The sequence below is a fragment of the Mesorhizobium sp. M0833 genome, from assembly GCF_040319905.1.
Classification (GTDB): Bacteria; Pseudomonadota; Alphaproteobacteria; order Rhizobiales; family Rhizobiaceae; genus Mesorhizobium.
The window spans coordinates 13,629-39,228 of sequence record NZ_JAMYOQ010000007.1 but is presented as its reverse complement, the minus strand read 5'-3'; the positions used below and the strand labels follow the sequence as shown (position 1 = coordinate 39,228).

General features: G+C 62.7%; 27 protein-coding genes and 1 pseudogene. 13 read left to right on the top strand and 15 right to left on the bottom strand.

Annotated features, from left to right (window positions below; all coding sequences use genetic code 11):
• Positions 1-32 precede the first annotated feature (32 nt).
• The 3 genes from NKH98_RS10160 to ligD all read left to right on the top strand — a co-directional run bounded on the left by NKH98_RS10160 (position 33) and on the right by ligD (position 4,046).
• A complete protein-coding gene (locus tag NKH98_RS10160; RefSeq protein WP_254818016.1) occupies positions 33-539 on the top strand; it encodes a YciE/YciF ferroxidase family protein in 507 nt (168 codons plus the stop codon).
• 144 nt (positions 540-683) lie between these two features.
• On the top strand, positions 684-1,535 hold the full coding sequence (gene ku / locus NKH98_RS10155; protein WP_352898056.1) for a non-homologous end joining protein Ku: 852 nt from the start codon (positions 684-686) through the stop codon (positions 1,533-1,535).
• Between the two features lie 9 nt (positions 1,536-1,544).
• On the top strand, positions 1,545-4,046 hold the full coding sequence (ligD, locus tag NKH98_RS10150; protein WP_352898054.1) for a DNA ligase D: 2,502 nt from the start codon (positions 1,545-1,547) through the stop codon (positions 4,044-4,046).
• A 123-nt stretch (positions 4,047-4,169) separates the two neighbouring features.
• Here the strand turns inward: ligD and NKH98_RS10145 are convergent, their stop codons facing one another.
• On the bottom strand, positions 4,170-4,844 hold the full coding sequence (locus NKH98_RS10145) for an ArsR/SmtB family transcription factor (RefSeq protein ID WP_254818019.1): 675 nt from the start codon (positions 4,842-4,844) through the stop codon (positions 4,170-4,172).
• Between the two features lie 68 nt (positions 4,845-4,912).
• Here NKH98_RS10145 and NKH98_RS10140 point away from each other — a divergent pair, with 68 nt between their 5' ends.
• The 3 genes from NKH98_RS10140 to NKH98_RS10130 all read left to right on the top strand — a co-directional run bounded on the left by NKH98_RS10140 (position 4,913) and on the right by NKH98_RS10130 (position 5,897).
• The gene (locus tag NKH98_RS10140) at positions 4,913-5,128 is read left to right on the top strand and encodes a DUF1127 domain-containing protein (RefSeq protein WP_254818020.1); all 216 of its coding nucleotides are present in this window, start codon (positions 4,913-4,915) and stop codon (positions 5,126-5,128) included.
• Between the two features lie 95 nt (positions 5,129-5,223).
• Entirely contained in the window at positions 5,224-5,556 is a 333-nt protein-coding gene (locus tag NKH98_RS10135; RefSeq protein ID WP_352898052.1) for an NIPSNAP family protein, read from the top strand.
• The gene (locus NKH98_RS10130) at positions 5,553-5,897 is read left to right on the top strand and encodes an antibiotic biosynthesis monooxygenase family protein (RefSeq protein WP_352898050.1); all 345 of its coding nucleotides are present in this window, start codon (positions 5,553-5,555) and stop codon (positions 5,895-5,897) included. The genes NKH98_RS10135 and NKH98_RS10130 overlap by 4 nt, the downstream gene beginning before the upstream one ends.
• A gap of 6 nt (positions 5,898-5,903) precedes the next feature.
• Here the strand turns inward: NKH98_RS10130 and mbfA are convergent, their stop codons facing one another.
• The gene (mbfA, locus tag NKH98_RS10125; protein ID WP_254818023.1) at positions 5,904-6,887 is read right to left on the bottom strand and encodes an iron exporter MbfA; all 984 of its coding nucleotides are present in this window, start codon (positions 6,885-6,887) and stop codon (positions 5,904-5,906) included.
• Between the two features lie 180 nt (positions 6,888-7,067).
• Here mbfA and NKH98_RS10120 point away from each other — a divergent pair, with 180 nt between their 5' ends.
• The 3 genes from NKH98_RS10120 to NKH98_RS10110 all read left to right on the top strand — a co-directional run bounded on the left by NKH98_RS10120 (position 7,068) and on the right by NKH98_RS10110 (position 9,311).
• On the top strand, positions 7,068-7,385 hold the full coding sequence (locus tag NKH98_RS10120) for a hypothetical protein (protein WP_254818024.1): 318 nt from the start codon (positions 7,068-7,070) through the stop codon (positions 7,383-7,385).
• 202 nt (positions 7,386-7,587) lie between these two features.
• Positions 7,588-8,565 (top strand): threonine/serine dehydratase family protein, encoded by a 978-nt coding sequence (locus tag NKH98_RS10115; protein ID WP_352898048.1) that lies wholly within the window; start codon positions 7,588-7,590, stop codon positions 8,563-8,565.
• A gap of 92 nt (positions 8,566-8,657) precedes the next feature.
• The gene (locus NKH98_RS10110; RefSeq protein WP_352802339.1) at positions 8,658-9,311 is read left to right on the top strand and encodes a glutathione S-transferase family protein; all 654 of its coding nucleotides are present in this window, start codon (positions 8,658-8,660) and stop codon (positions 9,309-9,311) included.
• Between the two features lie 35 nt (positions 9,312-9,346).
• Here the strand turns inward: NKH98_RS10110 and NKH98_RS10105 are convergent, their stop codons facing one another.
• From NKH98_RS10105 to NKH98_RS10090, 4 genes are read right to left on the bottom strand one after another with little or no spacing between them, the layout of a single operon-like run.
• Entirely contained in the window at positions 9,347-10,483 is a 1,137-nt protein-coding gene (locus tag NKH98_RS10105) for an ABC transporter permease (RefSeq protein ID WP_352802379.1), read from the bottom strand.
• A gap of 8 nt (positions 10,484-10,491) precedes the next feature.
• Positions 10,492-11,412 (bottom strand): ABC transporter ATP-binding protein, encoded by a 921-nt coding sequence (locus NKH98_RS10100; RefSeq protein ID WP_352737840.1) that lies wholly within the window; start codon positions 11,410-11,412, stop codon positions 10,492-10,494.
• Positions 11,409-12,362 carry an HlyD family secretion protein gene (locus NKH98_RS10095; RefSeq protein WP_352737839.1) on the bottom strand — a complete coding sequence of 318 codons (954 nt, stop codon included), beginning with the start codon at positions 12,360-12,362 and terminating at the stop codon, positions 11,409-11,411. The genes NKH98_RS10100 and NKH98_RS10095 overlap by 4 nt, the downstream gene beginning before the upstream one ends.
• A complete protein-coding gene (locus NKH98_RS10090) occupies positions 12,359-13,075 on the bottom strand; it encodes a CerR family C-terminal domain-containing protein (protein ID WP_352477088.1) in 717 nt (238 codons plus the stop codon). The genes NKH98_RS10095 and NKH98_RS10090 overlap by 4 nt, the downstream gene beginning before the upstream one ends.
• A gap of 88 nt (positions 13,076-13,163) precedes the next feature.
• Between NKH98_RS10090 and NKH98_RS10085 the strand changes: the two genes are divergently transcribed.
• Both NKH98_RS10085 and NKH98_RS10080 read left to right on the top strand, forming a co-directional pair.
• On the top strand, positions 13,164-13,637 hold the full coding sequence (locus NKH98_RS10085) for a CYTH domain-containing protein (RefSeq protein ID WP_352898047.1): 474 nt from the start codon (positions 13,164-13,166) through the stop codon (positions 13,635-13,637).
• Positions 13,634-14,577 (top strand): annotated as a pseudogene (locus NKH98_RS10080) (CHAD domain-containing protein). Before NKH98_RS10085 ends, NKH98_RS10080 begins: the two are co-directional and overlap by 4 nt.
• Positions 14,578-14,711: 134 nt before the next feature.
• On the opposite strand, the gene NKH98_RS10075 reads toward NKH98_RS10080, so the two are convergent.
• A complete protein-coding gene (locus tag NKH98_RS10075) occupies positions 14,712-15,515 on the bottom strand; it encodes a helix-turn-helix domain-containing protein (protein ID WP_352898045.1) in 804 nt (267 codons plus the stop codon).
• 115 nt (positions 15,516-15,630) lie between these two features.
• Between NKH98_RS10075 and NKH98_RS10070 the strand changes: the two genes are divergently transcribed.
• Positions 15,631-16,491, top strand: a complete 861-nt coding sequence (locus NKH98_RS10070; protein WP_352898043.1) for an SMP-30/gluconolactonase/LRE family protein — start codon at positions 15,631-15,633, stop codon at positions 16,489-16,491.
• Between the two features lie 16 nt (positions 16,492-16,507).
• Here NKH98_RS10070 and NKH98_RS10065 read toward each other — a convergent pair whose 3' ends face one another.
• The 4 genes from NKH98_RS10065 to NKH98_RS10050 all read right to left on the bottom strand — a co-directional run bounded on the left by NKH98_RS10065 (position 16,508) and on the right by NKH98_RS10050 (position 20,039).
• The gene (locus tag NKH98_RS10065; RefSeq protein WP_352898041.1) at positions 16,508-18,220 is read right to left on the bottom strand and encodes a SulP family inorganic anion transporter; all 1,713 of its coding nucleotides are present in this window, start codon (positions 18,218-18,220) and stop codon (positions 16,508-16,510) included.
• A 180-nt stretch (positions 18,221-18,400) separates the two neighbouring features.
• Positions 18,401-18,670, bottom strand: a complete 270-nt coding sequence (locus NKH98_RS10060; protein ID WP_292656925.1) for a helix-turn-helix domain-containing protein — start codon at positions 18,668-18,670, stop codon at positions 18,401-18,403.
• Positions 18,671-18,984: 314 nt separating this feature from the next.
• Positions 18,985-19,686, bottom strand: a complete 702-nt coding sequence (locus NKH98_RS10055; RefSeq protein WP_352476869.1) for a phosphatase PAP2 family protein — start codon at positions 19,684-19,686, stop codon at positions 18,985-18,987.
• A 14-nt stretch (positions 19,687-19,700) separates the two neighbouring features.
• Positions 19,701-20,039 carry a hypothetical protein gene (locus NKH98_RS10050; protein WP_023679017.1) on the bottom strand — a complete coding sequence of 113 codons (339 nt, stop codon included), beginning with the start codon at positions 20,037-20,039 and terminating at the stop codon, positions 19,701-19,703.
• Between the two features lie 202 nt (positions 20,040-20,241).
• On the opposite strand from NKH98_RS10050, the gene NKH98_RS10045 reads away from it, so the two are divergent.
• Entirely contained in the window at positions 20,242-22,248 is a 2,007-nt protein-coding gene (locus NKH98_RS10045) for a PhoX family protein (protein WP_352898040.1), read from the top strand.
• A 103-nt stretch (positions 22,249-22,351) separates the two neighbouring features.
• Here the strand turns inward: NKH98_RS10045 and NKH98_RS10040 are convergent, their stop codons facing one another.
• The 4 genes from NKH98_RS10040 to NKH98_RS10025 all read right to left on the bottom strand — a co-directional run bounded on the left by NKH98_RS10040 (position 22,352) and on the right by NKH98_RS10025 (position 25,359).
• On the bottom strand, positions 22,352-23,032 hold the full coding sequence (locus NKH98_RS10040; RefSeq protein WP_352898038.1) for a GNAT family N-acetyltransferase: 681 nt from the start codon (positions 23,030-23,032) through the stop codon (positions 22,352-22,354).
• Positions 23,032-23,520: a MarR family winged helix-turn-helix transcriptional regulator gene (locus tag NKH98_RS10035; protein WP_352898035.1), complete on the bottom strand. Its 489-nt coding sequence runs from the start codon at positions 23,518-23,520 to the stop codon at positions 23,032-23,034. The genes NKH98_RS10040 and NKH98_RS10035 overlap by 1 nt, the downstream gene beginning before the upstream one ends.
• Before the next feature lie 136 nt (positions 23,521-23,656).
• Positions 23,657-24,418, bottom strand: a complete 762-nt coding sequence (locus NKH98_RS10030) for an ABC transporter permease (RefSeq protein ID WP_352509411.1) — start codon at positions 24,416-24,418, stop codon at positions 23,657-23,659.
• A 14-nt stretch (positions 24,419-24,432) separates the two neighbouring features.
• Entirely contained in the window at positions 24,433-25,359 is a 927-nt protein-coding gene (locus NKH98_RS10025; RefSeq protein ID WP_352509392.1) for an ABC transporter ATP-binding protein, read from the bottom strand.
• Between the last annotated feature and the right edge of the window lie 241 nt (positions 25,360-25,600).

Below are 25,600 nucleotides of genomic sequence, written 5' to 3'. Positions count from 1 at the left end.
GAAACTGCAAGAGCAATGGAAAGGCAAAGGCCATGGGCTTCTTTTCGAAGGATATCAAAACACTCGATGACCTGTTCGTGCACACGCTGCGCGACATCTATTACGCTGAAAAACAGATCGAGAAATCGCTGCCGAAGATGATCGACAAGGCGAGTGATCCGCAGCTGAAAGCCGGCTTTGAGAAACATCTCGCCCAGACCAAGGGTCATATCCAGCGTGTCGAGCAGGTGTTCGAACTGCACGGCGTGAAGGCCAAGCAGGTCGACTGCCCGGCCATCGACGGCATTCTCGAAGAGGCCGACGACATCAGCGGCGACATCGCCGACAAGGAGGTCCTCGACGCTGCGCTGATCGCCTCGGCCCAGGCGGTCGAGCATTATGAGATGACACGTTACGGCACCTTGATTGCCTGGGCCAAGCAACTGGGCCGCAGCGACTGCGCCAATGTGCTGGCCAACAATCTCAAGGAGGAACAGGCGACCGACCGTAAGCTTACCGAGATAGCGGAAAGCAAGATCAACCTGCAAGCCGCCGAGTAGGGCAGCGATAGAGAATTGAGTTCGAGGCAAGGCCGGGCTGAAAGCCCGGACTTGCCTTTTTGCGCCGCCGGAACCGGAACGGGCTTTGGCCGTTCTCGGTTGAACGCCGTTATCGGTTGAACCTTGTCGCGCAGGGAGTTTGTCATGGCGCCGCGCCCCGCCTGGAGAGGATATCTCAAGCTTTCGCTGGTCACTTGCGCCGTCGAACTGACCAATGTCGTCACCCAGGCGGAGAAAGTCTCGTTCCGCGTGCTCAACCGCAAGACCGGCAATACCGTCAAGCGCGTCTATGTCGATTCGGCCAACGGCAAGCCGCTCGATGAAGGCGACGAGATCAAGGGCTACGAGATCGGCGACGGCGACTTCGTCCAAATCGAGGAGGAGGAGATCGAAGCCGTGCAGATTGAATCCTCGCACACGATGAGCCTCGATGGTTTTATCGAAAAATCCTCGATCCAGCAGATCTATCTCGATACGCCCTATTATGTGACGCCTGCGGACGAGGTCTCGGAAGAGGCCTTCGCCGTCATCCGCGACGCCATGGCCGCCAAGAAGACGGCGGGGCTGGCCCGTATCGTGCTCTATCGCCGCGAACGTCCGGTGGTCATCGAGCCGTTGGGCAAGGGTCTGCTGCTGACGACCCTGCGCTATGGCGATACGGTTCGCAGGCCCGAGATGGTGTTCGGCGACATCAAGTCGGTGAAGACCGACGCCGAAATGATCAGGCTGGCCGAACACATCGTCGATGAGAAACAGGCGAAGTTCGATCCTTCCGAATTCGAGGACAAATACGAAAACGCCCTGATCGAGCTGGTCCGCGCCAAGAAGGCCGGCAGGAAGGCACCGAAGACAAAGGCGGAACCACGGCCCTCCAACGTCGTCAATCTCTTCGATGCACTGAAGAAGAGCCTTTCGTCGGAAGCCGGTGCGCCGGCAAAGGGCGGACGCCCGGCAAAGGGCGCCAAGTCCAAAGCCGCTCGGCGCAAATCTGCTTAGGATCGGACCATGGCCAGCCTCGAGCAGTATCACGCCAAGCGCAATTTCAAGAAGACCACCGAACCGGCCGGCAAGGTTTCGCGCGGCAAGAAAGCCGAGCCAGGTGGCATCTTCGTCATCCACAAGCATGCCGCCACCAGGCTCCACTACGACCTTCGTCTCGAGCATGGCGGCGTGCTGTGGAGCTGGGCAGTGACGCGGGGCCCGAGCCTCGACCCGCACGAAAAGCGGCTCGCCGTGCATGTCGAGGACCACCCGATCGACTATGCGCCGTTTGAAGGCACTATCCCGAAGGACCAATATGGCGGCGGCTCGGTCATTGTCTGGGACGAGGGAACTTGGGTCCCCGATGGCGACCCGGCAAAGGCGATGAAGAAAGGCCACATCAGTTTCGAACTGCATGGCCACAAATTGCATGGCGCCTGGCATCTGGTGCGGCTGAAGCCGCGTCCGGGCGAAAAGCGTGACAACTGGTTGCTGATCAAATCCGACGATGCCGCCGCGCGTCCGGGCGAGGACATTTTGCAGGAGGCGCCGCAATCGGTGAAATCCGGCCTGACCATCGAGGAGGTCGGCGAAGGCAAGACCGCCGACGGCAAGAAGCCAAGCGTCTGGCAGTCCGACAGGCCGGCCGCCAGCAAGGCGAAGGCCGTCGCGGCAAGGCGGCTCGAATTCATCGAACCGGCGCTCGCAACACTGGAGCGGGACGCCCCGCCCGGCAAGGACTGGCTGCATGAGGTGAAGTTCGACGGCTATCGCATGCAGGCGCAGCTTGCCGGCACCGAGGTGCGGCTTTTGACACGCGCCGGCCTCGACTGGACCGACAAATTCGGTGGCGCAATTGTCGCGGCACTTGGCGGCCTGAAATGCACCGATGCTATCATCGACGGCGAAATCGTCGTGCTGGCGGATAATGGCGTGTCGTCATTCTCGCTGCTGCAGCAAGATCTGTCGGCGGGCCGCACGGATCGTTTCATCTACTACGTTTTCGACCTGTTGCGTCTCAACGGTGAGGATATCCGTTCCGAGCCGCTGGTCGAGCGCAAGGAAAGGCTGCGCACTTTGCTCGCCGGACAGGCCGAGGATCAGGCCGTGCGCTTCAGCGACCACTTTGCCGAGCCCGGCAAGATCATGCTGGAGCATGCTTGCCGGCTGGGGCTCGAAGGCGTCGTCTCCAAGCGCGCCGATGCGCCCTACCGCAGCGGCCGGGTCCCGTCCTGGGTGAAGTCGAAATGTACGGCGCGCCAGGAATTCGTCATCGGCGGCTACATGCCGTCGGACAAGACCGGGCGGGGCCTGCGCTCGCTGCTGGTCGGCTATCACGAGGGCGGCAAGCTGCGCTATGCCGGCCGCGTCGGCACCGGCTTCACGGCCAAAAGCACCAACGAGCTGAAGAAGAGGCTTGATGCGCTGAAGACGACAACCTCGCCCTTCGACAGGGCGGTGCCAAGGGGTAAGGGGCTGGTCTGGGTCAAGCCCGAACTTGTCGGCGAAGTGGAGTTTCGCAGTTGGACGTCGGACCGTATAATACGCCACGCGTCGTTCCAGGGATTGCGCGAGGACAAGCCGGCGGAGGAAGTCGTGCAGGAGAAACCGAAAGCACGCTCAGCCCCGGCAGAGTCGAAGCCAAAGCCCGCCAAACCCGCGGCCACGGCGAAAACCTCGGTTACGCTGTCCCGCCCCGACAAGCTTCTGTGGCCCGAGGAGAACGTATCGAAGCAGGATCTGGTCGATCACTACGCGCTGGTCTGGCCGCGCATGAAGCAATTCGTCATCAACCGGCCGCTCAGCCTCGTGCGGGCGCCGGACGGTGTTGGCGGCCAACGGTTCTTCCAGAAGCATGCCTCGGCCGGCATGCACGACAAGATCGCCGTGATGAAGGATCCCACCGACGGCGAGGAGATATTGTTCATCCGCGATTTCGACGGTGTCGTGGCCCTCGTTCAACTCGGCGTCGTCGAGATCCACATCTGGGGCTCGACCACGGACGAGCTGGAAAAACCAGACCAGATCATCTTCGATCTCGATCCCGACGAGGGTGTCGACGTGAAGGCGGTGCGTGCCGCGGCGCTCGACATCCGCAGCCGGCTCGACGAACTGTCCCTGCCTAATTTCGTCAAGACCTCGGGCGGCAAGGGCTATCATGTCCTCGTCCCGCTGAAGCCGTCGGCGGACTGGGACGAGGTCAAAGGCTTCGCCCATGAGTTCGCCCGAGCGCTCGAGCAAGCCGCACCCGACCGCTACACGGCGACGTTGTCGAAGAAGGCGCGCACCGGCAGGATATTCGTCGATTATCTGCGTAATGGCCGTGGCGCGACCACGGTCGCGCCCTATTCGTCGCGCGCCAAAAAAGGTGCCACTGTATCAATGCCGGTGACCTGGGCGGAAATCGAGGCCGGATTACCGCCGAACGCCTTTCCGATCGGCGACAAGACGACGCTGAAGCGGCTTGGGCAAGCCGATCCCTGGGAGGATTTTTTCAAGCAGGCCAAGCCGCTCAAGCGCGGCTAGAGCAATTCCAGGAAAAGTGTGTGGAACGATTTTCCGTCCGGAATTGCGTCAAAACAAAAAAGATAGAGCGGTTCGGCGTTTCCGTGGAGACGGCGAGCCGTTCTGGTGCGTCGAAGCGAGCCGTCAGGCGAGAAACGTCTTCTCGAACGCCTGCTTGCCTGTCGGCGAGAAGATTACCGCACGGCTGTCCTTCTCGCGCCGCGCCCATTTCTCGGCGAGGATCTTATCGAGAATGGCGGCGCCCAGCGTGCCGGCGAGGTGCGAACGCCGCACGCTCCAGTCGAGGCAGGCCCGGCACACCGGTCGCCGCGCCTTGCCCTCGACATCGATGCCGATCGCGGCGAAATGCGAGGCGGCCGACGGCCCAAGCCGGATCTCCTCATCATTGCGCAGGAGCACTTGTCGGGCGACGAGACGGTCCAGCATCGCCACCGCCTGCTCGCCGGCGAGGTGGTCGTAGCAGACCCGCGCCACGCGCATGGCGGCGTCGCGTGGGCCAGGCCGCACTCGTTGCGGCCCGACCGCGGCGGCAACACCGGTGATCGCCTCAATCATGCCTGCTACCTGCGGGCCGGCGAGGCCGTAGTAGCGATGCCGTCCCTGGCTCGCCAGCGTCAGCAGCCCGCCTTCCATCAGTTTCGACAGATGGGAACTCGCTGTCGGAAGCGACACGCCGGCCTCGAGTGCCAGTTCACTCGCCGTCAGTGCCGTGCCGCCCATCAGTGCGGACAGCATGTTTGCCCGCGCCGGATCGCCCACCAGGCTGGCAATGCGGGCTATGTCAGGTCCTTCGCGCATGGTTCGTTCCTCATCGAAGCATCCTCGTCAGACAAGCATTAATCTCCATGCAAATCAAGGAGACGACAATGCCTGCAAGGACCATTCTCGGCGCCGCGCCTGCTCGCCGGCCGTTCCCGTTCATTGTCTTGCGCCGCCTGCGGCTGCGGCTCCTGAAGCGGTGGTACGACCGTCATTTGCAGCGTCTCGACCTCGCCGAGATCGACGATCATCTGCTGCGTGACCTTGGCTTGACACCCGAAGACGTCCGCCGCGAATGCGCGAAATCCTTCTGGCAAACCTGACGTCCAGCGAATTGCCTAGCATATCGATCTTCGGAACGTTTCGACCCGGCTCGAACTGTGACCGCCAGAAAACATCCACCGCCAAGGAGGCGAAAATGACCATCACCTGCTTCATCCGCTACGAGATCGATCCGTTCGGCAAGGCGGCGTTCGAGCAATATGCACGTAATTGGGGGCAGGCGATCCCGCGCTGCGGCGCCGATCTGATCGGCTATTTCGCGCCGCACGAAGGCTCGGCCACTACGGCTTATGCCGCCTATAACATCGACAGTCTTGCGGCCTACGAAGCCTACCGCGCCCGGCTCGCCGCCGATCCCGCCGGCAAGGCGAATTACGAGTTCGCCCGGCGGGAAAAATTTATCCTGAAGGAGGACCGCGTCTTCCTCAAGCTGGCGTCCGGGCCACATGCTTCTTTGGTGAAGCCATGATCGCCGTCATCTTCGAGGTCGAGCCGGCGGCGGGCATGCGCGATGCCTATCTCGGCATCGCCGCCGATCTGCGCCCACTGCTCGACGGCATCGACGGTTTCCTGTCGATCGAGCGCTTCCAGAGCCTTGCCGATCCGAACCGCATCCTGTCGCTGTCCTTCTGGCGCGACGAGGATGCGGTGAAGGCCTGGCGCAACACGCAGGAACATCGGCAGGCGCAGAGGGCTGGGCGCAGCAGCATCTTTGCCGGCTACCGTTTGCGCATCGCCCATGTCATGCGCGACTACGGCCTGACCGAACGCGCCGAGGCGCCAGCAGACAGCCGGGCGGTGAATGGGTAGCGACTGCTATGCATTCCCGATCAGCACCCCTGCCGCAAACACCAGCGCGCCGCCCAGCACCACCTGGAAGGCGGCGCGCCAGAATGGCGTCTGCATGTAGCGGTTCTGTACGAAGGCGATCGTCCAAAGTTCGAAGAACACCACGACCGCGGCGACGATTGTCGCCGTCCAGAAAAGCGGGATGAGATAGGGCAGCGCATGCCCGAGCCCGCCCAGCGTCGTCATGACGCCGACGGTCAGCCCGCGTTTTACCGGCGAGCCGCGGCCGGATAGCTTGCCGTCGTCGGAGGCCACTTCGGTGAATCCCATCGAGATACCGGCGCCGATCGAGGCGGCAAGCCCGACCAGAAAGGTCTGGAACGTGTCGTGCGTGGCAAAGGCCGCGGCAAAGATCGGCGCCAGCGTCGACACCGAGCCATCCATCAGCCCGGCCAGCCCGGGCTGCACGTAGGTGAGGATGAACTGACGTTGCTCGGCCGCCGCCTCTTCGTCCTTGACCGCGCCCGATATATGCTTTTGCTCCAGCCGCTGCGCCAGTGTCTCGTGGCCCTGTTCGGCCACCGCCAGATCGTCGAGCAACTTTCTCGTCGAGGCATCGCCTGTGCGTTTGGCCGCCTCGATATAGAACAGGTAGGCCTGCCGCTCCATGGCCTCGGCTTGGCTGCGCACATGATCGATACCGAGCGGCCTCACCAGCCAGTCCGGCTTGCGTTCGTAATAGCCCTTCACATGCTCGCGCCGGATCAGCGGTATGCGCTCGCCGAAACGCTTTCGGTAAAGCTCGATCAGCGCGTCGCGATGGCCGTCCTCTTCCTCCGCCATCTCCTCGAACACTTTGGCCGATTGCGGAAAGCTTTCCGCCAGCCCGTCGGCATAGGCGCGATAGATGCGCCCGTCATCCTCCTCGGAGGAGATTGCGAGCGCCAGGATCTCCTGCTCCGAGAGAGATTCAAACGGACGGCGGCCGAAGCCGAAAACGCGGGAAAGCATGAGAAATTCACCCCAGTTTAGAATAGTTCTAAACTAGAGCTTCGCACATCCTCGGTCAATCGCGCCCGCTCCATTCATCTGCTCAAAAGTATCGACGTCGAAACCGAACGAGGCACCGTTTGCTATCGGCGAACGTTCACCTATATAATCGAATCTGAACCAAGAGAAAGGAACCCGCAGATGCCGGAGCAACAGCAGCCGTTTGACCCCAAGCCGGTTCTCGACCTGATCGCTAACATCGAGGCGGACTTGCAGCGCCTGAAAGGGTTGGTCGAGCAGCAGGTCGAAAAATTCGATCCCGCCAATCCGCACAACAAAGCTCCCGACGGCAAGTTGACCGAGGAGGGCGTCGAGTGCTGCTATCGCCTGTTCGACGAGGGTAAGTCGCGCTATTCGGTTGCTCAGCAGATGAAGATCTCCTTCGCTGCTGCCACCCATCGCTTCAACACCTGGCGCAAGATGGGCGGCCCCAAACGGCAAAAGACGCTGTTGGGATGAGGAGCGGCCGGCAATGCCGGGTCAGGCAACGATTTGTCGATTGAAGTGACGAATGCATAGCGGAGGGTGGAGGCGGCGGTGGGTGACAGTCACGCCCCACTCCTGCCTCCAAGTCGAATTGTAACGGTCACATTTTTTCATTGGTGCGCGGCCTCCCTTTCCGTGCACCATAGGCGGTCTCATTTCTTGCAGGACCCTAGCCATGACCACCCCTCCCGGCATCGCCGATATTCACAGCGCAGCAGCGCGATTGTCCGGACTGATCGTCGAAACGCCGCTGATCGAATCGCCGGAGTTGAATAAGCGCTTCGGCGCCAGGATCCTGTTCAAGCCGGAGACGTTGCAGCGCACCGGCTCGTTCAAGTTCCGCGGTGCATATAACAAGCTCTCCTCGCTCTCGGCGGAAGAACGCGCCCGCGGCGTCGTCGCCTTCTCGTCGGGTAATCACGCGCAAGGCGTTGCCGCCGCAGCGGCGATGTTCGGCGTCAAGGCCATCATCGCCATGCCTGCCGATGCGCCGGCGATGAAGGTCGGCAATGTCAGGAAGATGGGCGCCGAAGTGATCACCTTCGACCGGGTCCGCGACGATCGCACTGCCGCTGTCCGTTCTTACGTGGAAAAGGGCATGGTCCTGGTGCCGCCCTATGACGATCCGGCCATCATCGCCGGCCAGGGCACGATCGGCCTCGAATTGATGCGCCAAGCAAAAGCGCTTGGCGTCAGCCTCGATGCGGTGGTGGTTCCCTGCGGCGGCGGCGGGTTGAGCAGCGGCATTTCGATCGCGATCAAGGACGCCTCGCCGGACACCGCCGTCTGGGCCGTGGAGCCCGAGCATTTCGACGACACACGCCGCTCGCTGATCAAAGGCGCCAGGGTGTCGAACACGCCCGGCCACACCTCGATCTGCGATGCCCTTCTCGTCGCCGAGCCGGGTGCGATCACTTTCGAGATCAACCGCAAGAATCTCGCGGGCGCCATCGCCGTTTCCGACAAGGCGGTGGCTCAGGCGACGCGCGACGCGATGGCTTGCCTGAAGCTGGTGGTCGAACCTGGCGGCTGCGTCGGCTTGGCCGCGCTGTCGTCAGGCGAGATCGACCTTACCGGGAAATGCGTGGCCGTGGTGCTGTCCGGCGGCAATGTCGATTTCAGCACCTATGCCGAGATCATTGCTGCCAGCTAAGATAGCAACCAGTTGCAGGTCATGCGCAGGTTCGAGGCGCTCGAGCCTCCGTTGCGTCCGGTCGAACCGGTCCCATTCAAGGACTGAGATCAATGAAACTGTTCTTCAGCCGCAATCCCAATCCTCGCCTCGCGGTCGCCGTGGCACGTTATCTCAATGCCAAGGTCGAGTTTGAATTCGCCTCCCCCTTCGCTCCGGGGCAGGCCGAGCGCTTTCGGCCGCTCAATCCAAATCTTTCATTGCCCATCCTTGTGGACTTGGGAAAAAGCCTCTGGGAGGCCGATGCGATAGCCTGCCGGCTTTCACGCGACACGCATTCGCATTTTTGGCGCACCGGCGACGACGAGCCGGAGATGATCCGATGGCTGAGTTGGGGCAAAGAGAACTTCGCAAGAGCCTGCGATGTCGTTCATTTCGAACGCGGGACCAAACAGCGCTATGGGCTCGGCCCGATCGATCAGGCACGAGTTGAGGAGGGCCTGAGGGACTTCAGTACCGCCGCTGCAATACTTGATGCTGAGCTTTCCCAGCGAGAATGGCTGGTCGGAAATTCGGTTTCCTACGCCGACTTTCGAATGGCGACGTTTCTGCCCTTCAACGACGTCGCCCGATTGCCTCTCGACGATTATCCCTCGGTCGGCCGCTGGTATCGGCAGCTTGAAGAAATCGATGCCTGGCGCGATCCCTTCGAAGGGCTCAATGCACCTGAATTGACACCGGTCCCGGGCCAGGCCAAGGCCGTGTGATTCTCGATCATTTGCGCAAGCTGATTGCGTCGACCCTAATCCAGCGTCCGGCGGAACCGCACCAGCGCAACGCCGGCGAACAGCGCCACGAACACCACCAGCCAGCCGATCTCCGTTGCCACTGCCGGCAGCTCGGCGCCCTTCAGCATCACCGCGCGGATAATGCGCAGGAAATGCGTCAGCGGCAGCACTTCGCCGAAAACCTGCGCCCAGTCCGGCATGCCGCGATAGGGGAACATGAAGCCGGACAGCATGATCGACGGCAGGAAGAAGAAGAAGGTGAGCTGCAGGGCCTGCATCTGCGTGCGGGCGATCGTCGAAATCGTGTAGCCGAGCAGCACCAGCGCCAAGACGAAGATCAGAACCGCCGTCAACAGCAGCGACATAGATCCGGTGAAGGGTATGGCAAACAGAAGCTTCGAGGCCGCCAGCACCACCACCACCTGCACGGCGCCGACCGCCAGATAGGGCAGCACCTTGCCCAGCATGATCTCGAGCGGGCTGGACGGCATCGCCAGAAGGTTCTCCATCGTGCCGCGCTCGGTCTCGCGCGTCAGCGCGATCGAGGTCATCATCACCATCGTCATCTGCAGGATGACGCCGAGCAGACCGGGCACGATGTTGTACTGCGAGACGGCTTCCGGATTGTAGCGCCGGTGTACTACCACCTGGAGCTGGCCCCGGGCAGCTTCAGCCGCCGTCTCCTGCATGCCGCGTGCCCTGAGCAGCGCCTGGTTGGCGACGGTGCCGAGCGTCGAGATGGCGCCGCTGGCGACGGCCGGGTCGGTTGCATCCGCCTCGATCAGGATCTGCGGGCTGTCGCCGCGCTCGACCCGTCGGGCAAAATCGGCGGGAATGGTGACGACGAAGGCGACATCGCCGCGCGCCATCAGGAATTCGGCTTCGGCGGCACTTTGCGCTACATGGTCGAAGCGGTAATAGCCGGTGGTCTGCAGCGCCGAAACCATGGCCCGCGTGTAAGGATCGCTGCTCATCGCCACCAGCGCCGCCGGCAGGCTCTTCGGATCGTTGTTGATGGCATAGCCGAACAGCACCAGCTGCATCAGCGGCACGCCGAGCATCATGGCGAAGGTGATGCGGTCGCGCCGCATCTGGATGAACTCCTTGATCAGCAGCGCGCCTAGCCTGGCGAAGGAAAAGATGCTGTTTATCCCGTTCTTCATCCCATGTTGTCCTTCGAACCGGACATGAACTGGATGAACACATCCTCCAGGCTGGTCTCGCCGGGCGATACCGTGACGCCCTTGTGCTCCTTCTCGACATCGGCAAGCGCTGCCTGAAGCGCCTTCCTGTCGGAACCGACGACATGCAGCGTCGCCCCGAACGGCGCCACCTGGTCGACGCCGTGGCGGCCATGAAGTGCGGCCGCGACCTGATCGAGCCGTGGCCCTTGCAGGACGAAGGTGGTCAGCCCGGCATTCCTCACCACGTCCTCGACCGTGCCAGTGGCCAGCATCTTGCCGTAGGAGATGTAGCTGATGCGGTGGCAGCGCTCGGCTTCGTCCATGTAATGGGTGGAGACCAGCACGGTCAGGCCGCCGCTCGCCAGCCGGTGGATCTCGTCCCAGAATTCGCGTCTGGCCTTCGGATCGACGCCCGCCGTCGGCTCGTCGAGCAGCAGCAATTTCGGCTTGTGCATGATGCAGGCGGCCAGCGCCAGCCGCTGCTTCCAGCCGCCGGACAGCGTACCGGCCAGCTGGTTCTTGCGCGATGTCAGGCCGAGCTCCTCAAGCGTCTTAGCCACATGCCCGTCGAGCGGCTTCAGCCGGTAAAGCCGTGCCACGAATTCGAGATTCTCGCCGATCGTGAGGTCTTCGTAGAACGAGAATCTCTGTGTCATGTAGCCGACTTCGCGCTTGATCCGCAGGCTGTCGGTGCGAATGTCGAAGCCCAGAACCGTGCCTTCGCCCTCATCCGGCGTCAGCAAGCCGCACATGATGCGGATGGTCGTCGTCTTGCCTGAGCCGTTCGGCCCGAGGAAGCCGACGATCTCGCCCTCGGCCACCGTCATCGTCACATGGTCGACGACGGTCTTGTCACCGAAGCGCTTGACCAGGCCATGCACGTCGATGACGTTCATTTTCCGATGTCCGCCAGATCGACGTCGACGATCTGCCCGGGCTGCAATGCGCTGGCGTCGCCCTCCGGCCGCGCTTCCACCAGATAGACTAGCTTTTGCCGGGTCTCGAGCGAGTAGATCACCGGCGGCGTGAATTCCGGATCCGGTGACACGTAGCTGACGCGAGCCTTCACGCCCGATCCGCAACCGTCGCAATGGACGTTGAGCAGCGTGCCGACATCGACCGAAGAGAACGCGCTTTCCGGCACATAGACGCTAAGCTTCACCGCGCCATCCGGCAGTATGGAGATGACCGGCGCGGTCGGCCCGGCCGTGTCGCCAGGATAGCGGATGACATCGTTGACCCGGCCGGGCGAGGGCGCCGTCAGCACGCGCTTCGACAGCCGCCATTGCGCTTGCTCCAGCGCCGACTGCGCCTGCCTGACCTGATTGTCGGCGGCCTTGATCGTCTCGGGCCGTGCCGGCAGGCCGCCGACGGCGAGATTAGCCTCCGCCTGGCCGACCTGCGCGTTGGCCGTCTCCAGCGTCGCGGAAGCCGTGTCGTAGTCCGCCTGTGTGCCGGTGCCGCGTTTGAACAGATCGCTGGCGCGGATGTAACGGCGTTTGGCGTCGGCGGCTTGCGCCTTGGCCATGTCGACCTGCGCCTTGAGCACCGCAATCTCTTCCGGCCGCTTGCCGACCTGCAGGTCGGCAAGTTGCGCCTGGGCCTGCGCAAGGGCCGCCTCGGCTTGTGCGATGGCGATCTTGGCGTCGGCGTTTTCCAGCGTCACCACCGGCGTGCCGGGCGTGACGCGGTCGCCGCGCTTGACCGCAATCGTCTCGACCTGCGCCACCTCGATCGGCGCGAGCAGGACGTAGTCGCCCTCGACGTAGCCGACGGCGAGCGGTGCTGCCGGCGCGCAGGCGCTGAAAAGCTGGGCGGCAAGCGGCAAAGAACAGAGCAGGCTCATGATCCACGATCCTTCCGGACAGCCAAATCGCGCCGAGCTAAAATCGCGCTGAGATTGTCGGTTATTGTTGCCGCGATCTTGCCGGCCTCATCATCGCCGATCTTGCGCCAGCCCATCCGGCGCATAACCGCCTCGCGGCCGATGCGGAAATAGACGACCTGGCCGATCAGCGTGAATACGGTGAGTTTTGTGCGCTCGCTCTCGGCCGGCTCGCCCGTCGCCTGTTCCCAGATGAGGCAGAGCCGGCGATGCGCCGGTTCGAACACGCCGTCATAGATACGGTCGAGCGCCGCGGTAGGATGCGACAGCTCGCGCAGGACGAACTGTACAATCTCGCCGGCTTCCGGCCTTGCCGCGATGAAGGCGACCATGCGCTCCAGTGCGACGGCTAAATGTGCCCGCGCGGCCTCGGTGTCCGCCAATGCCGCGACCGGCGCCTGCAGATTGCCAATCGCCTGGCCGGCAACGGTCTGGATGGTGTCGACGATGTAGTCGGCTGCCGCGTTGCGGAGCCCTTCCTTGCCGCCGAAATGATAGGCGATCGAGCCGATATTGGCCTTGGCCTCAGCCGCGATCTGGCGCGTCGACGTGCCGTCGAAACCCTGGCGTCCGAACAGCTTCAGCGCCGCGCGCACGAGTGCCGTCCGCGTCATATCTGCGGCGGTCTTGGGCGCCTCATGAGGAAGGCTGCTGGCGCTGGGCGATTTGATCATCATCGACAATTTAATCAATCGAATGATTAAAGTCAACTGCGATCAAGCGGCTTGCCAACTCTGGCCGTGCGCGCTCTAGTGCATGGCCATGGGCAAGGAAATCGAGCGTAAATTCCTGGTCTCAGGTGAGGAATGGCGGGCAATGGTCGAGGCGGACATTCATATCCGTCAATTCTACCTTGTCGCCGAACCCAGCCGTACGGTGCGTGTGCGCATCAGCAATGATGCCGTCGCCAAGCTGACGCTCAAGTTCGGCAGCCAGGCACGCCAGCGCGATGAATTCGAATATCCGGTGCCTTTGGCGGAGGCGCAGGAGATGCAGGCCTTTGCCATCGGACATGTCATCGAGAAGACACGCCATCATGTTAGACACCGCGGCTATCTCTACGAAGTCGATGTCTTCGGCGGGACGCTTGCGGGGTTGGTGATCGCCGAACTCGAGACGCCGGAGGATGTACCGGACGAAATGCTGCCAGATTGGCTCGGCCGCGAAGTCACCGGCGAGCCGAGATTTTACAACGCGTCGCTCGCCCTTGGGGGGATTTCGGAGATCGTCGCATGAGCTTTCGTATCGATCCGCACATGTCGCTGACCGGCGAGATCAGACGCATTCTCGCCGAGGAGATCGGCAAGGCGCTTGTCCATCTGGACGCCGCGCGTGACAGGCCCGAACAGGGGCTGCACAACTGTCGCAAACGGCTGAAGAACGTCCGCGCCTTGCTGCGCCTTGTCCGTTCCGGAGACGAAACATTCTGCGTGACTGAGAATCAATGCTACCGCCAGGTGGCGGCCCTGCTTGCCGGCCCGCGCGAGGCGACCGCACTGGTGGAAACAATCGACCGGCTAGCGGCAAGCTTTCCCGAGCAAAGTGCCGGCGGTGGTCTCGATGCCGTTCGCGACCGGCTCGTCGCGCGCCTGCATGAACTGCATGGCGGAGCAGGCCTCGATGCTGCGATAGGCGCGGCGATCGCCGCTTGCGAGGAAGGTGTCGGCCGGATCGACAAGCTCGCTCTGCCCGACCAGCCGGAGCAGGCTGCCGACGTGCTCGCCGAAGGCGCGCGCGCCACTTTGCGCCGCGCCAGGAAAGCGCTGGACAAGGCGGCTTCGCGCGCCGAAGCCGATGACTTTCACGACCTGCGCAAGGCGGCCAAGACGCATGGCATGCACCTGTCGCTGCTCGGCCGGCTGTGGCCGACGCCGATCAAGGCCCGGCGCAAGGCCGTCGATGAATTGGGCGAGCGGCTCGGCGAACTGCACGACGTGTTCGTCATGCGCGCGCTTCTCGATGCCGAGGACCAGCCGCTCGGTCCCCCTGAGGACACGCGGTTGCTTGCCAAGCTGCTGAAGCGCTCGGAAAGAGCCTGAAAAAAACCTGCCTCGCCGAGGCGGCCGAGCTTTTCGGCGACCGTCCGAAGCGCTCGACAAGGAAGCTTGCCCGCAAGGTGCGCGACGATCTCACAGCGGTATCGCACGAAGACGCCGGCGCGCCTGGCGTGGGCTGACGCGATCCTTTGGGATCACGCGCAAGGAAATCCTGCACATCCACCTGGGGTCGGCATTGGCTGCTGCAAGCTCCGCATCGCATGCGGACGCGGCCAAAGGTCTGGACGTGGTCGTTCAGCGATTGTGTTTTGACCTACGCCGGCAGACGTCGTCCGTTTGCGGCGGGCGCAACTCGATCGTCCGCCCGCGCGCCTGCGTCGCGCGGATGCGGTCCGATCGGCATGATCGCCGGGAATGGCGTCGCGCCGAAAGCGAAGGTCCATTTGTAGCCGACCAACCCCTCTTCCGGCGTCGTGTGCTGATCGTGATGCGCAAGCAATTTGGCGCGCTCGGCCAGTTCCTCCGCCTCCCGCCTGACCATTTCCGCCGTCTCGGGCCGCATCCGCCTGGAGAAGCTGACGAATGTCGCCCCGCGCTCCAGATGGGTGATGGCCCAGCCGATGAAGTTCTTGTTGGTCACCTCGAACAGTGGTCGCAATGGCCCGTCGAAATTCCACTGGATTGGCGTCTCGACCAGCAGCCTGGCCGACAGGCCGCGACCGAGCGCGACCAGCCCCAACTCCTCGAGGTCGCGCAGATAGAGGAACATCGAAGCCTCGCTCAACCCCTGTGAGCGCATGATGCCTTCGGGCGTAAATTTTTCCGAAAGCATGACGAAGATGAACAGCAGTGCCGGCCGGCCGGCGAGCTTGCGCTCGATCTCCGGCGCGATGTGGTTGGCAGGTCCTGGTCCTCTGTTCATAGAGCCGAGCACGTTCTCCAACTCCACGCCGGCGGCAGCGCAGATCTCCATCAGCCGGTCGAGCTTGCAGTTGCGCTCGTGGAAAATGCGCTTCACCGTCGGCTCGGAAACGCCCATTCGCTCGGCAAGGACGCGGTAGGTCACGCCCTTGGCCTTCAGCGTCCGCTTCAGCGCGGCGAAGATCAGGCCGTTCATGGGATGCACCTCTTTTGCACGATTTGGTATCAACCTTCGGTACTAGTCCCGATAGATCTTCCCGAAAAGTATCGAAAGGCCTAGCTCTCCGCCAGCCCATTACAGGAGACTAGCCATGAAAAGCCTCTTCACACCGATACTTCTCGCCATCTTCGGCATCGCGACTGCGCCCGCAGTTCAGGCCGCTGAACTCTGGCGCGCCGGCGGCCTCGAGCAACCTGAATCGGCGCTGTTCGACGCCGCCGGCCAGCGCGTTATCGTCTCGAACATCGTCGGCAATCCCGGCGAAGCCGACGGCAACGGCTATCTGTCGGTTCTGTCGATGGACGGCAAGCTGGTCACGCAACACTGGACCGACGGCATGGACGCGCCCAAGGGCATGGCGATTGCCGGCGGCAAACTCTACGTCGCCGACATCACCCATGTGCGCGTCGTCGATCTCCAAAGCGGCAAGCTAGCGTCGACGATCGACGTGCCGAACGCTGTCTTTCTCAACGACATGACCGCTGATGCATCCGGCAAGGTCTACGTCACGGATATGCTTGCCGATACGATCTATCGCATCGACGGCGACCGGCTCGAACTGTTCATCAAGGATGCGGCGCTCGCTTCGCCGAATGGCATCTTCGCCGATGGCCGCCGGCTGATCGTCGCTTCGTGGGGCAAGGGCATCAAGCCCGACTTCAGCACCGCGGAGCCGGGCGGCCTGCTCTCGGTCGATCTCGCCACCAAGGCCGTTTCGCCTCTGGCTGGCGCGGAAAACTTTGCCAACCTCGATGGCGTCGTTGCCATCGGCGGCAGCATCTACGCCACTGCCTATATGACCGGCACGCTCTACCGCTACAAAGCCAGCGGTACGCCGCAAGTGGTTGCGACGTTCAAGCCGGGCAGCGCCGATATCGGCACAGATGGCAAGTCGACAATCTTCGTGCCGCTGATGAACGAGGGCGAGGTCTCAGCGTTGGGCCTCGACTAAGCCGGCAGTTGCCAGCTCAGGCGACAGGCGCGGCTTTCTTCAGCTGCGCCCGCGCATCCGTGATCGATGCGGCATAAGTCACCAGCGGCCGCTTGACACCGTGGTTGATCAGCATGCGGCGTGTCTGCGGTGAAGCGCCTGAGATAATAAAGCGAACGCCGGCGCGCTTGGCCTTGTGGGCCGCGCCCTCGATGACATTGGCCGCCGTCGAATCGAAGAACGGCACCGCCGAACAGTCGAGGATGAAGTTCTTGCGCTGGTCGGCGATGCGGTCCAGCACCGTGCCGACGGTCGAGGCGGCGCCGAAGAAAAAGGCGCCCGATATCCGGTAGACCACGGTGTCGGCATCGCTCGCCTCGCTGGAATCATAAGCGCTGGCTCGGTCGGCGACGTCTTCCTGCACCAAGGATTGATGGTCCGCCTCCACCGCGATGCTCTTGGCCATGCGGTCGATGAACAGGATCGAGCCTAGCGCGAAGCCGACGACGATGCCTTCGGTCAGGTCGCGGAAGATGACGATCAGGAACGTCGCCATCAGTACCAGCGCATCGCCGCGCGAGGCGCGCAGCAAGGTGGCGAAGGCCTGTTTCTCGAACATGTTCCAGCACACCACCGCCAGCACGCCGGCAAGTGCTGCAAGCGGGATATAGCTGGCCAGCGGTGCCGCCACCAGCATCAGAGCAAGCAGAATGGCCGAGTGCATCATGCCTGAGACCGGTCCATGCGCGCCGGCCCGTACATTGGTCGCGGTGCGGGCAATGGTGCCAGTGGTGCATATGCCGCCGAACAAGGCGGAGGCGATATTGGCGAAGCCTTGCGCCACCAACTCGCAATTGGAGCGATGCCGCCTTCCGGTCATGCCGTCGGCGACGACGGCCGACAGCAGCGATTCGATCGCCCCGAGCAGCGCAAAGGCGATGGCGTCCGGCAGCACGTCGATTATCCTGTCGAGGCTGAGCGGCGGGAAGGCCGGCCATTGCAGGCTGCGCGGGATGCCGCCGAAGCGCGTGCCGATCGTCTCGGCCGGCATGGCGAGCAATGCGACGACGAGGGATGCCAGTCCGATGGCAATCAGCATAGCCGGCCACTTCGGCCGAAACCGCCTCAACGTCGCAATGGTGATGATGGTCAGTGCCGCCACCGCAGTTGCGGCGAGGTTGATTGTTCCGGCCGCTTCGCCGATGGCCATCAGCTTCGGCACCAGCGGCCCTGGCTCCTTGCCGGCGAGCTTCAGCCCGAACAGTTCGACGATCTGGCCGGAGAAGATGATGACAGCGATGCCGGCGGTGAAGCCGACGGTCACCGGGTAGGGGATGAATTTGATGTAGGTGCCAAGTCTGAGATAGCCGATGGCAAGCAGGAACACGCCGGCCATCATCGTCGCCAGCAGCAAGCCGTCGACGCCAACCCGCGCCACCGTCGCCGCCACAAGCACAACGAAGGCGCCGGCCGGGCCGCCGATCTGGAAACGGCTGCCGCCAAGCGCCGAGACCAGGAATCCGCCAATGATCGAGGTGTAGAGCCCGCGCTCCGGCGTCACGCCTGAAGCAATGGCAATTGCCATCGACAACGGCAGCGCAACGATGGCGACAGTCAGCCCGGCGATGGCATCCGCCTTGAAATGCGTGAGCGTGTAGCCCTCGCGCAGCACCGTCACCAGCTTCGGGGTGAACAGTTCGGAAAATGTCGGCCGCGCCGGTTGATGCACTGCCCGCTGCGTCTGATCCATCGAGTGCCTTCCGCATGAAACCAAGGAGCGGCGGGATCGTCGGCAGGACTGTCGGCGGTCGCCGTCGCGACTTGGAGCGGCGTGCGTCCAAATAGGCGCACAGATACGCCCCAACACTTTTGACCCGCGCATCGGACTATCCGAAAATCGAATTTGATTTTCGGCGATGCGGCAGTAGCGTCAGCCTTGCGGGTTCTGCGGCGTGACAGGCTTGAGGCGAACGCCCCTGCCGCCACGCTCGCTCGCCTGGTTCTCGCCGATCAGCTCGACCCCGGCCTCTTCAAGGGCCTGGATGACCTTCATCAGCGTATCGACCACGCCCCGGACCACGCCGTCGCTCGCTTCCATGCGCTGAATGGTTGGAAGCGAAACCCCGGCGCGCTCGGCGAGGGTCTTCTGATCGATGCCGGCCAGCGCCCTCGCGGCACGCATCTGCGCGGCAGTGATCATCGGTCAAAACCCCGTCTGAGTTCTGCAGTATCACGTATAATACCTTCATAATGATGGGTCAAACATCATCTTGCATATGTGAAACATGCAACAGTCTTTGCCAGCCGGTGCGCTGGCATGCTACAAACCTCGACATCGTTAGGCGGGACATCCATTGCGGTACCGATTTCACAGGTACGACCTTAAAAGGGATGAGCAGGTGAAGACATTCAAAGCGTTGGCGACCTCGACAGTCTTGCTGTCGATGGTTTTCCTGCTGGCAGGCTGCGGACATGGCCTGATCAACAGGCTGATTTGAAGTAGTCCGGCCGACGTCAGGTGCCGTCGGCCCGCCCTAGCCATCGCTGCAGCAATCGTGCCGCCAGCCAGCACAGCATCGCCCAGGCAAAGCCGGCGCACCAGCCGGCCAGCACGTCGGACGGCCAGTGGACGCCGAGATAGATGCGGCTGATGCCGACCACCACCGTCGTCAGCACCGCCAGCACGAGCACATAGATCTTCGTTGTGCGCCCGGGCAAAAACCGTGCCGCCATGCTGCCCAGCGTCAAATACGTCACCGCCGACAGCATGGCGTGGCCGCTCGGAAACGAAAGCGATGCCACATCGGCGAGATGCGAGACCAGATCGGGGCGCGGCCGGTCGATATCGAATTTCAGCACGCTTGACAGGAGCTGGCCGCCCGCCACCGCGACGAACATGAGAAGCGCCGCGCCTGGCCTGCGGATAAGGAGCAGATAGACGATCATTGCTGCCGTGATCAGCACCAGCACGCTGGCGCTGCCAAGGCTGGTGACGTCGCGCATCGCTCCTTCCAGCCACGCCGGTCCGATCGGATTGTCGGGCTGGCCGGCCTTGCGGAAGGCAAGCAGGATTTCGGTGTCGAAGGCATGCGGCGTGGTCGCCCGCGCCAGCTCCATCAGTTCTTCGAACCCCCACAGCCCGCCGGCAATGACCAGCCCGGCCAGCAGAACCGGGAACTCCAGCCAGTTGCGCAGTCTGCTTGCAATCTTCTTCATCGGCCCGATCGCAGCTACAGCCTTTGCAGATAGGGCCCGAGCGTGATCAGCGCCACAGCTGCGATGGCAAGCACAATGCCGGTTGCCTGCAAGGCATTGACGCGCTCGCCGAAGAAGACCAGCGCCACCACATTCACCGACACCAGCTGGATCACCGCCGACAGGCTGAACGACACCGACATGCCGAATTCACGGATCAGCCTCAGCATGATCAGATTGCCCAGCGAATAGAGCGCCAACGTCAGCACGATCTTGCCGAGGCTCGGCGCCAGCCCCCACTGTTTTGCGGCCATCGCCGCCAGCAGGAAGATCACCGTCGAAACGCAGAGCTGCCCAAGTCCCCAGAAACTCACTTTTGTTCCTCCCGATGCGGTCCCTACGCGCCTGCCGCAGCTCTTGTTTCCGAAGCGCCGGTCGCGGTCAAGCGGGACTGATGTTGGATACGAAATCGCAGGTGGCAATTAGCCGGCATGTCATCAAACTGTGACCTGCCGGTAATACCGGATTGGCCAGGCAACACGCTCCAGCAATCTATCCAGCCAGAGGCAGGCCCCCATGACTGAACAGCGCTCGACCGAACATCGCACCCCTGACGCCCATTTCCGCACCAGTCTGCTCGAGGAAAACGATGGGCCAGGAGCCAATCCCACCGACAACCGCACCATGGGTGAGATCATCGCCGCGCGGTTCTCGCGCCGCGGCTTCCTCAAGGGCTCGCTTGCCGTCTCGGCCATAGCCGCTACCGTCAGCCCGCTGGCGCTGATTGCCGCCGACAACGCCCGCGCCGCCGAAGGCTCCGCCTTCGCTTTCGACGAGCTCGAGGCCGGCATCGACGACAAGCATCACGTCGCACCTGGCTATGACGCCGACGTGCTGCTGCGCTGGGGCGATCCGCTGTTCGCCGATTCGCCGGAATTCGATCCGACAAAACAGTCGGCGGAAGCCCAGGCCAGACAATTCGGCTACAACAACGACTATGTCGGTTATATCCCGATCGGCGGCTCGGCCGAGCATGGCCTGCTGGTCGTCAACCACGAATACACCAATCCGCATCTGATGTTCCCGGGCCTCGTCACCATCGTCGATGGCAAAGCCAAGCAGGCGCCCCTCAGCAAGGAGCAAGTCGATGTCGAGATGGCCGCGCATGGCGGCACCATTGTCGAGATCCGCAAAGAAGCCGGCAAATGGCAGGTCGTGCGCGACGGCAAGCTCAACCGCCGCATCACCTCCAATACCGAGATGGCACTGTCTGGCCCCGTCGCCGGCCACGACCGCGTCAAGACCAGCGCCGACCCGAGCGGTACGAAGGTCATCGGCACCCTCAACAACTGCGCCGGCGGCGTCACGCCGTGGGGCACCTATGTCATGGCCGAGGAGAACATCCACGGCTATTTCTCGGGCGAGCTGCCGCAGGGCCATAACGAGGCGGCCAACTACAAGCGCCTCGGCATTCCCGAAGGCGCCTATGAATGGGCGGCGCATCATGACCGTTTCGATATCGGCAAGGAGCCGAACGAGCCGAACCGCTTCGGCTGGATCGTCGAGGTCGACGTTCAGGATCCGACGTCGGTGCCGAGGAAGCGCACCGCCATGGGCCGCTTCAAGCATGAGGGCGCAGAATCGATCGTCGCCAAGGATGGCCGTGTCGCCTTCTACCTCGGCGACGACGAGCGCTTCGACTATGTCTATAAGTTCGTCACCACAGGCAAGTTCAATCCGGACGATCGCGCCGCCAACATGAATTTGCTCGACGACGGCACCTTGCAGGTCGCCAAGTTCGCCGAGGACGGTTCAATCGAATGGCTGCCGATCGTCTTCGGCCAGGGACCGCTGACAGCGGCAAACGGCTTTGCCAGCCAGGCCGACGTGCTGATCGAGGCGCGCCGTGCCGCCGACCTGCTTGGCGCCACCAAGATGGACCGCCCGGAAGACATCCAGCCCAATGCCGCCAATGGCAAGGTCTATGTCATGCTGACCAACAATTCGAAGCGCAAGGCCGACCAGGTCGACGCCGCCAATCCGCGCGCCGAAAACGCCTTTGGCCATATCATTGAGATCGTCGAGGATGGCGGTGATTTCGCTGCGACCAAGGGCAAGTGGGAAATCCTGCTGAAATGCGGTGATCCCGCCGTGGCCGAAATCGGCGCCACCTTCTCCACCGCAACCACTGCCAATGGCTGGTTCGGCATGCCGGACAATTGCGCGGTCGATTCGGCCGGCCGCCTCTGGGTTGCTACCGACGGCCAGGGCCCGAAGGCCACAGGCCGCACCGACGGCCTGTGGGCGGTCGACACGGAAGGCCCGGCGCGGGCGACCTCAAAGCTGTTCTTCCGTGTGCCGATCGGCGCCGAAATGTGTGGTCCCCTGTTTGCGCCGGACGACCAGACTGCTTTCGTTGCTGTCCAGCATCCAGGCGACGGTGGCGAGGACTGGGAGGCTTTTGGGCGTCCCTCCTATTATGAGGATTTGTCGACCCGCTGGCCTGACTTCAAGCCGGACATGCCGGTGCGCCCGGCGGTCGTTGCCATCACCAGGCAAGGCGGCGGCAAGATCGCGGTCTGAGACGCAGGAAGGCGTTGCAGTCTCGAGGAAGGATTTCGGTGATGCGAAATCCTTCCTTTCCTGATATGGGATGCATCCATGCTGCGCATCATGCGCCGACTAATCATTCGGTGCGCTGAACCACGGCCACATTCATTGTGCTTCGCAACCTGAAGCCAATGGACTCGTATAGTCTAATGGCCGTGGTGTTGCTGGCATAGGCGTGAAGATAGGGAACTTCGCCGCGCGCCACTATCCGGTTTGCCACGAACAGGGACAGCAGCTTGCCTAGGCCACCGCCGCGAAATTCCGGATGTGAGCACACCCCGCTGAGTTCGGTATAGCCAGGTTGTTTCATGCGCTCGCCGGCCATTGCCACAAGTCTGCCCTCGATTTTCACGCCCCAAAAATCGCCCAGGCTCAAGGCTTCGAGCGTGAATGGGCCAGGCTTGGTGAGCAATGCCAGGGCGAGCATCTCAGCCGCATCGTCTCGGGTCAGACGTTGTACACGTTGATCAGACACGGTTTGCAACGGCCGCTCGGCAATCATTTGAACCCCGGCTGCGGTCGACGTCGCGGAAAGCCCCGCGGGCAGAGCAATGGCGTCCGACTGAAGCAGGATGACGCTCTCGCCCGCGGAGACAAGCTGTTCGAGCGCCCGCAGGCTTTCGGCGTCGTCGGCGCCAGTGGCGGCGAATGGAACGATCGACGGCCGATACCGCTTGGCGAGGTCAGTACCTTGCGCGAACGCCCGATGTCGCGTCTGAAGCGCGCTCCAGATAGGCCGGTCGAGCAGGTGTCTCATCACGCAGCGCCCTCCGGATTTTTCACTCGACGGTCGAGAGGGGCCATGGCGAGGCCGTCCTCGATGGCGGTCAGCTGCTCAAGAAGCGACCCCGAAAGATCCGCGCACAAATCCGCAACGGCGTTTTCGATGCGCGGCCAGACCTCGCGCTTTGCGACATCGACCAGCCGCCGGCCGTCCCGAGTGAGAGAGACAATCCTGCGCCGCTGGTCATCGGTCGACGGACTAACCTCGAGCAATCCCAATCCGGCCAGAAGCGAGACGCTTCGCGTTACACCCGGCTGCGCGATGCCAAGCGATTGCGCCAGTTCCCCGACAGGCAGCGGGCCCAGCCTGTCGAGCGCGGCCAGCAGTGGGTACTGGCTCGCCTGAACCGGAACATCCAGCCGGTCGAGCATGCGCTGCGCCTCCGCTTGCAGTTGCTCGCCTATACGCTTCATCCTGCTGCCCAGGCACAAGAAACCAAGCGATCGTACGACGTCTTCCATACGCCAATCCGTCTCGCGAAAAACCATAACATGATATATAACAAACCATGAAGATCAAGGGGCTGTCGTCGCAAGGGCTGCACTCAGCGCTGTTTCCGTTGACTGATAAGGCTGCTTTGCCTAGCAGGCCAGTCGATCAGTTGCGCAGCCGGTAGCCGGTCCTGAAGATCCAGGCGACGATTGCTATGCAGACGAGCAGGAAAACAACCGTCATGCCGAGACTGACGCCGACCGAAACGTCGGATTTGCCGTAGAAGCTCCAGCGGAACCCACTGACCAGGTAGACGACCGGGTTGAACAGCGTCACCGTGCGCCAGATGCCCGGCAGCATGTTGATCGAATAGAAGCTGCCGCCGAGGAAGGTCAGCGGCGTGATGATCAGCAGCGGCACCAGCTGCAGCTGCTCGAAGCTCTTCGCCCAGATGCCGATGATGAAGCCGAACAGGCTGAAGGTCACCGCCGTCAGCACCAGGAAGGCGAGCATCCAGAACGGATGCTCGATGTGAAGCGGCACGAACAGCGAGGCCGTCGCCAGGATGATCAGGCCAAGCACGATCGACTTTGTCGCCGCACCCCCGACATAGGCGATGACGATCTCCAGATAGGACACAGGCGCCGACAGCAATTCGTAGATCGAGCCGACGAATTTCGGAAAATAGATGGCGAAAGAAGCGTTGGAGATCGACTGCGTCAGCAGCGACAGCATGATCAGCCCCGGCACGATGAAGGCGCCGTAGCTGATGCCGTCGATCTCGGTGATGCGCGAGCCGATGGCCGAGCCGAAAACGACGAAATAGAGCGACGTGGAAATGACCGGCGAAACAATGCTCTGCAGCACCGTGCGAAGGGCGCGCGCCATCTCCACCCGATAGATCGCCCATACCGCATGAAGATTCATGACCGCGCGCGGGTTCATGCCGGTTTCCTCACCAGATTGACGAAGATCTCCTCGAGCGAGCTGTTTTCCGTGTCGATGTCGCGGAACTGGATGCCGGCCGCCTCGAGCTCGCGGATCAACGAGGCGACGCCCGGCCGTTCGCTCTGGTTGTCATAAGTATAGGTCAGCTGCCCGCCATCCGGCGAAAGCTCCAGCGCGTAGCGCGAAAAGGCGTCGGGAACGGTGGCCAGGGGACTGCGCAGTTCCAGCACAAGCCGCTTGCGGCCGAGCTTGCGCATCAGCTCGGCCTTGTCCTCGACCAGCACGATCTCGCCGCGGTTGATGACGCCGACGCGATCGGCCATCGCCTCCGCTTCTTCGATGTAGTGCGTGGTCAGGATGATGGTGACGCCGTCTTCGCGCAGCCGGCGCACCATCGCCCACATGTCCTGGCGCAGCTCGACATCGACGCCTGCTGTCGGTTCGTCGAGGAACAGGATGCGCGGCTCGTGCGACAACGCCTTGGCGATCATCAGCCGGCGCTTCATGCCGCCGGACAGCGTGATCGCCTTGGCGTCCTTCTTGTCCCAGAGCGACAGGTCGCGCAGCACTTTTTCGACGAACGCCTTGTCCGCCGGTTTGCCGAACAGGCCGCGGCTATAATTGACCGTCGCCCACACGCTCTCGAAGGCGTCGATGGTCAGTTCCTGCGGCACCAGCCCGATCAGGCTGCGCGCCGCGCGGTAGTCGCGGTTGATGTCATGGCCGTCGACGGTGACGGAACCCGAGGAGCGGTTGACGATGCCGCAGACGATCGAGATCAGCGTCGTCTTGCCGGCGCCGTTCGGACCGAGCAGCGCAAAGATCTCGCCGCGCACTATATCGAGATTGATCTCCTTCAGCGCCTTGAAGCCGGTGGCGTAGGTCTTGGTGACCCCGGAAATCGAGATGATCGGCTGCATGGCTGAAAACGGCTGCTTGAAACAGAGTTGTTGATTTAATCCGCTGAATGTCGGTTCGCAAATCCGGATGTCAATGCCGCTCCTGACAGTTCTGGACATCGAGGTTCGCCGGAATAGGCGACACCTGCCCGATCGTCCAGCCAAATTCCGCGCAGAAGCAGATTCACCGGCACTGCGGCGTTCCGCCTCGCGGCGGGACGCCGCTTTGACCGTCCCGCGCATGAAGCCTATCCTTGTACAA

Coding starts and splice junctions, on each gene's coding strand:
- NKH98_RS10140 (WP_254818020.1), top strand. CDS start 4,913: ATGCCTGCAAGGACCATTCTCGGCGCCGCGCCTGCTCGCCGGCCGTTC.
- NKH98_RS10090 (WP_352477088.1), bottom strand. CDS start 13,075: ATGATCAAATCGCCCAGCGCCAGCAGCCTTCCTCATGAGGCGCCCAAG.
- NKH98_RS10025 (WP_352509392.1), bottom strand. CDS start 25,359: ATGCAGCCGATCATCTCGATTTCCGGGGTCACCAAGACCTACGCCACC.
- NKH98_RS10145 (WP_254818019.1), bottom strand. CDS start 4,844: ATGCGCGAAGGACCTGACATAGCCCGCATTGCCAGCCTGGTGGGCGAT.
- ligD (WP_352898054.1), top strand. CDS start 1,545: ATGGCCAGCCTCGAGCAGTATCACGCCAAGCGCAATTTCAAGAAGACC.
- NKH98_RS10135 (WP_352898052.1), top strand. CDS start 5,224: ATGACCATCACCTGCTTCATCCGCTACGAGATCGATCCGTTCGGCAAG.
- NKH98_RS10115 (WP_352898048.1), top strand. CDS start 7,588: ATGACCACCCCTCCCGGCATCGCCGATATTCACAGCGCAGCAGCGCGA.
- NKH98_RS10045 (WP_352898040.1), top strand. CDS start 20,242: ATGACTGAACAGCGCTCGACCGAACATCGCACCCCTGACGCCCATTTC.
- NKH98_RS10130 (WP_352898050.1), top strand. CDS start 5,553: ATGATCGCCGTCATCTTCGAGGTCGAGCCGGCGGCGGGCATGCGCGAT.
- NKH98_RS10070 (WP_352898043.1), top strand. CDS start 15,631: ATGAAAAGCCTCTTCACACCGATACTTCTCGCCATCTTCGGCATCGCG.
- NKH98_RS10065 (WP_352898041.1), bottom strand. CDS start 18,220: ATGGATCAGACGCAGCGGGCAGTGCATCAACCGGCGCGGCCGACATTT.
- ku (WP_352898056.1), top strand. CDS start 684: ATGGCGCCGCGCCCCGCCTGGAGAGGATATCTCAAGCTTTCGCTGGTC.
- NKH98_RS10160 (WP_254818016.1), top strand. CDS start 33: ATGGGCTTCTTTTCGAAGGATATCAAAACACTCGATGACCTGTTCGTG.
- NKH98_RS10120 (WP_254818024.1), top strand. CDS start 7,068: ATGCCGGAGCAACAGCAGCCGTTTGACCCCAAGCCGGTTCTCGACCTG.
- NKH98_RS10095 (WP_352737839.1), bottom strand. CDS start 12,362: ATGAGCCTGCTCTGTTCTTTGCCGCTTGCCGCCCAGCTTTTCAGCGCC.
- NKH98_RS10040 (WP_352898038.1), bottom strand. CDS start 23,032: ATGAGACACCTGCTCGACCGGCCTATCTGGAGCGCGCTTCAGACGCGA.
- NKH98_RS10060 (WP_292656925.1), bottom strand. CDS start 18,670: ATGATCACTGCCGCGCAGATGCGTGCCGCGAGGGCGCTGGCCGGCATC.
- NKH98_RS10075 (WP_352898045.1), bottom strand. CDS start 15,515: ATGAACGGCCTGATCTTCGCCGCGCTGAAGCGGACGCTGAAGGCCAAG.
- NKH98_RS10110 (WP_352802339.1), top strand. CDS start 8,658: ATGAAACTGTTCTTCAGCCGCAATCCCAATCCTCGCCTCGCGGTCGCC.
- NKH98_RS10055 (WP_352476869.1), bottom strand. CDS start 19,686: ATGAAGAAGATTGCAAGCAGACTGCGCAACTGGCTGGAGTTCCCGGTT.
- mbfA (WP_254818023.1), bottom strand. CDS start 6,887: ATGCTTTCCCGCGTTTTCGGCTTCGGCCGCCGTCCGTTTGAATCTCTC.
- NKH98_RS10085 (WP_352898047.1), top strand. CDS start 13,164: ATGGGCAAGGAAATCGAGCGTAAATTCCTGGTCTCAGGTGAGGAATGG.
- NKH98_RS10100 (WP_352737840.1), bottom strand. CDS start 11,412: ATGAACGTCATCGACGTGCATGGCCTGGTCAAGCGCTTCGGTGACAAG.
- NKH98_RS10035 (WP_352898035.1), bottom strand. CDS start 23,520: ATGGAAGACGTCGTACGATCGCTTGGTTTCTTGTGCCTGGGCAGCAGG.
- NKH98_RS10030 (WP_352509411.1), bottom strand. CDS start 24,418: ATGAATCTTCATGCGGTATGGGCGATCTATCGGGTGGAGATGGCGCGC.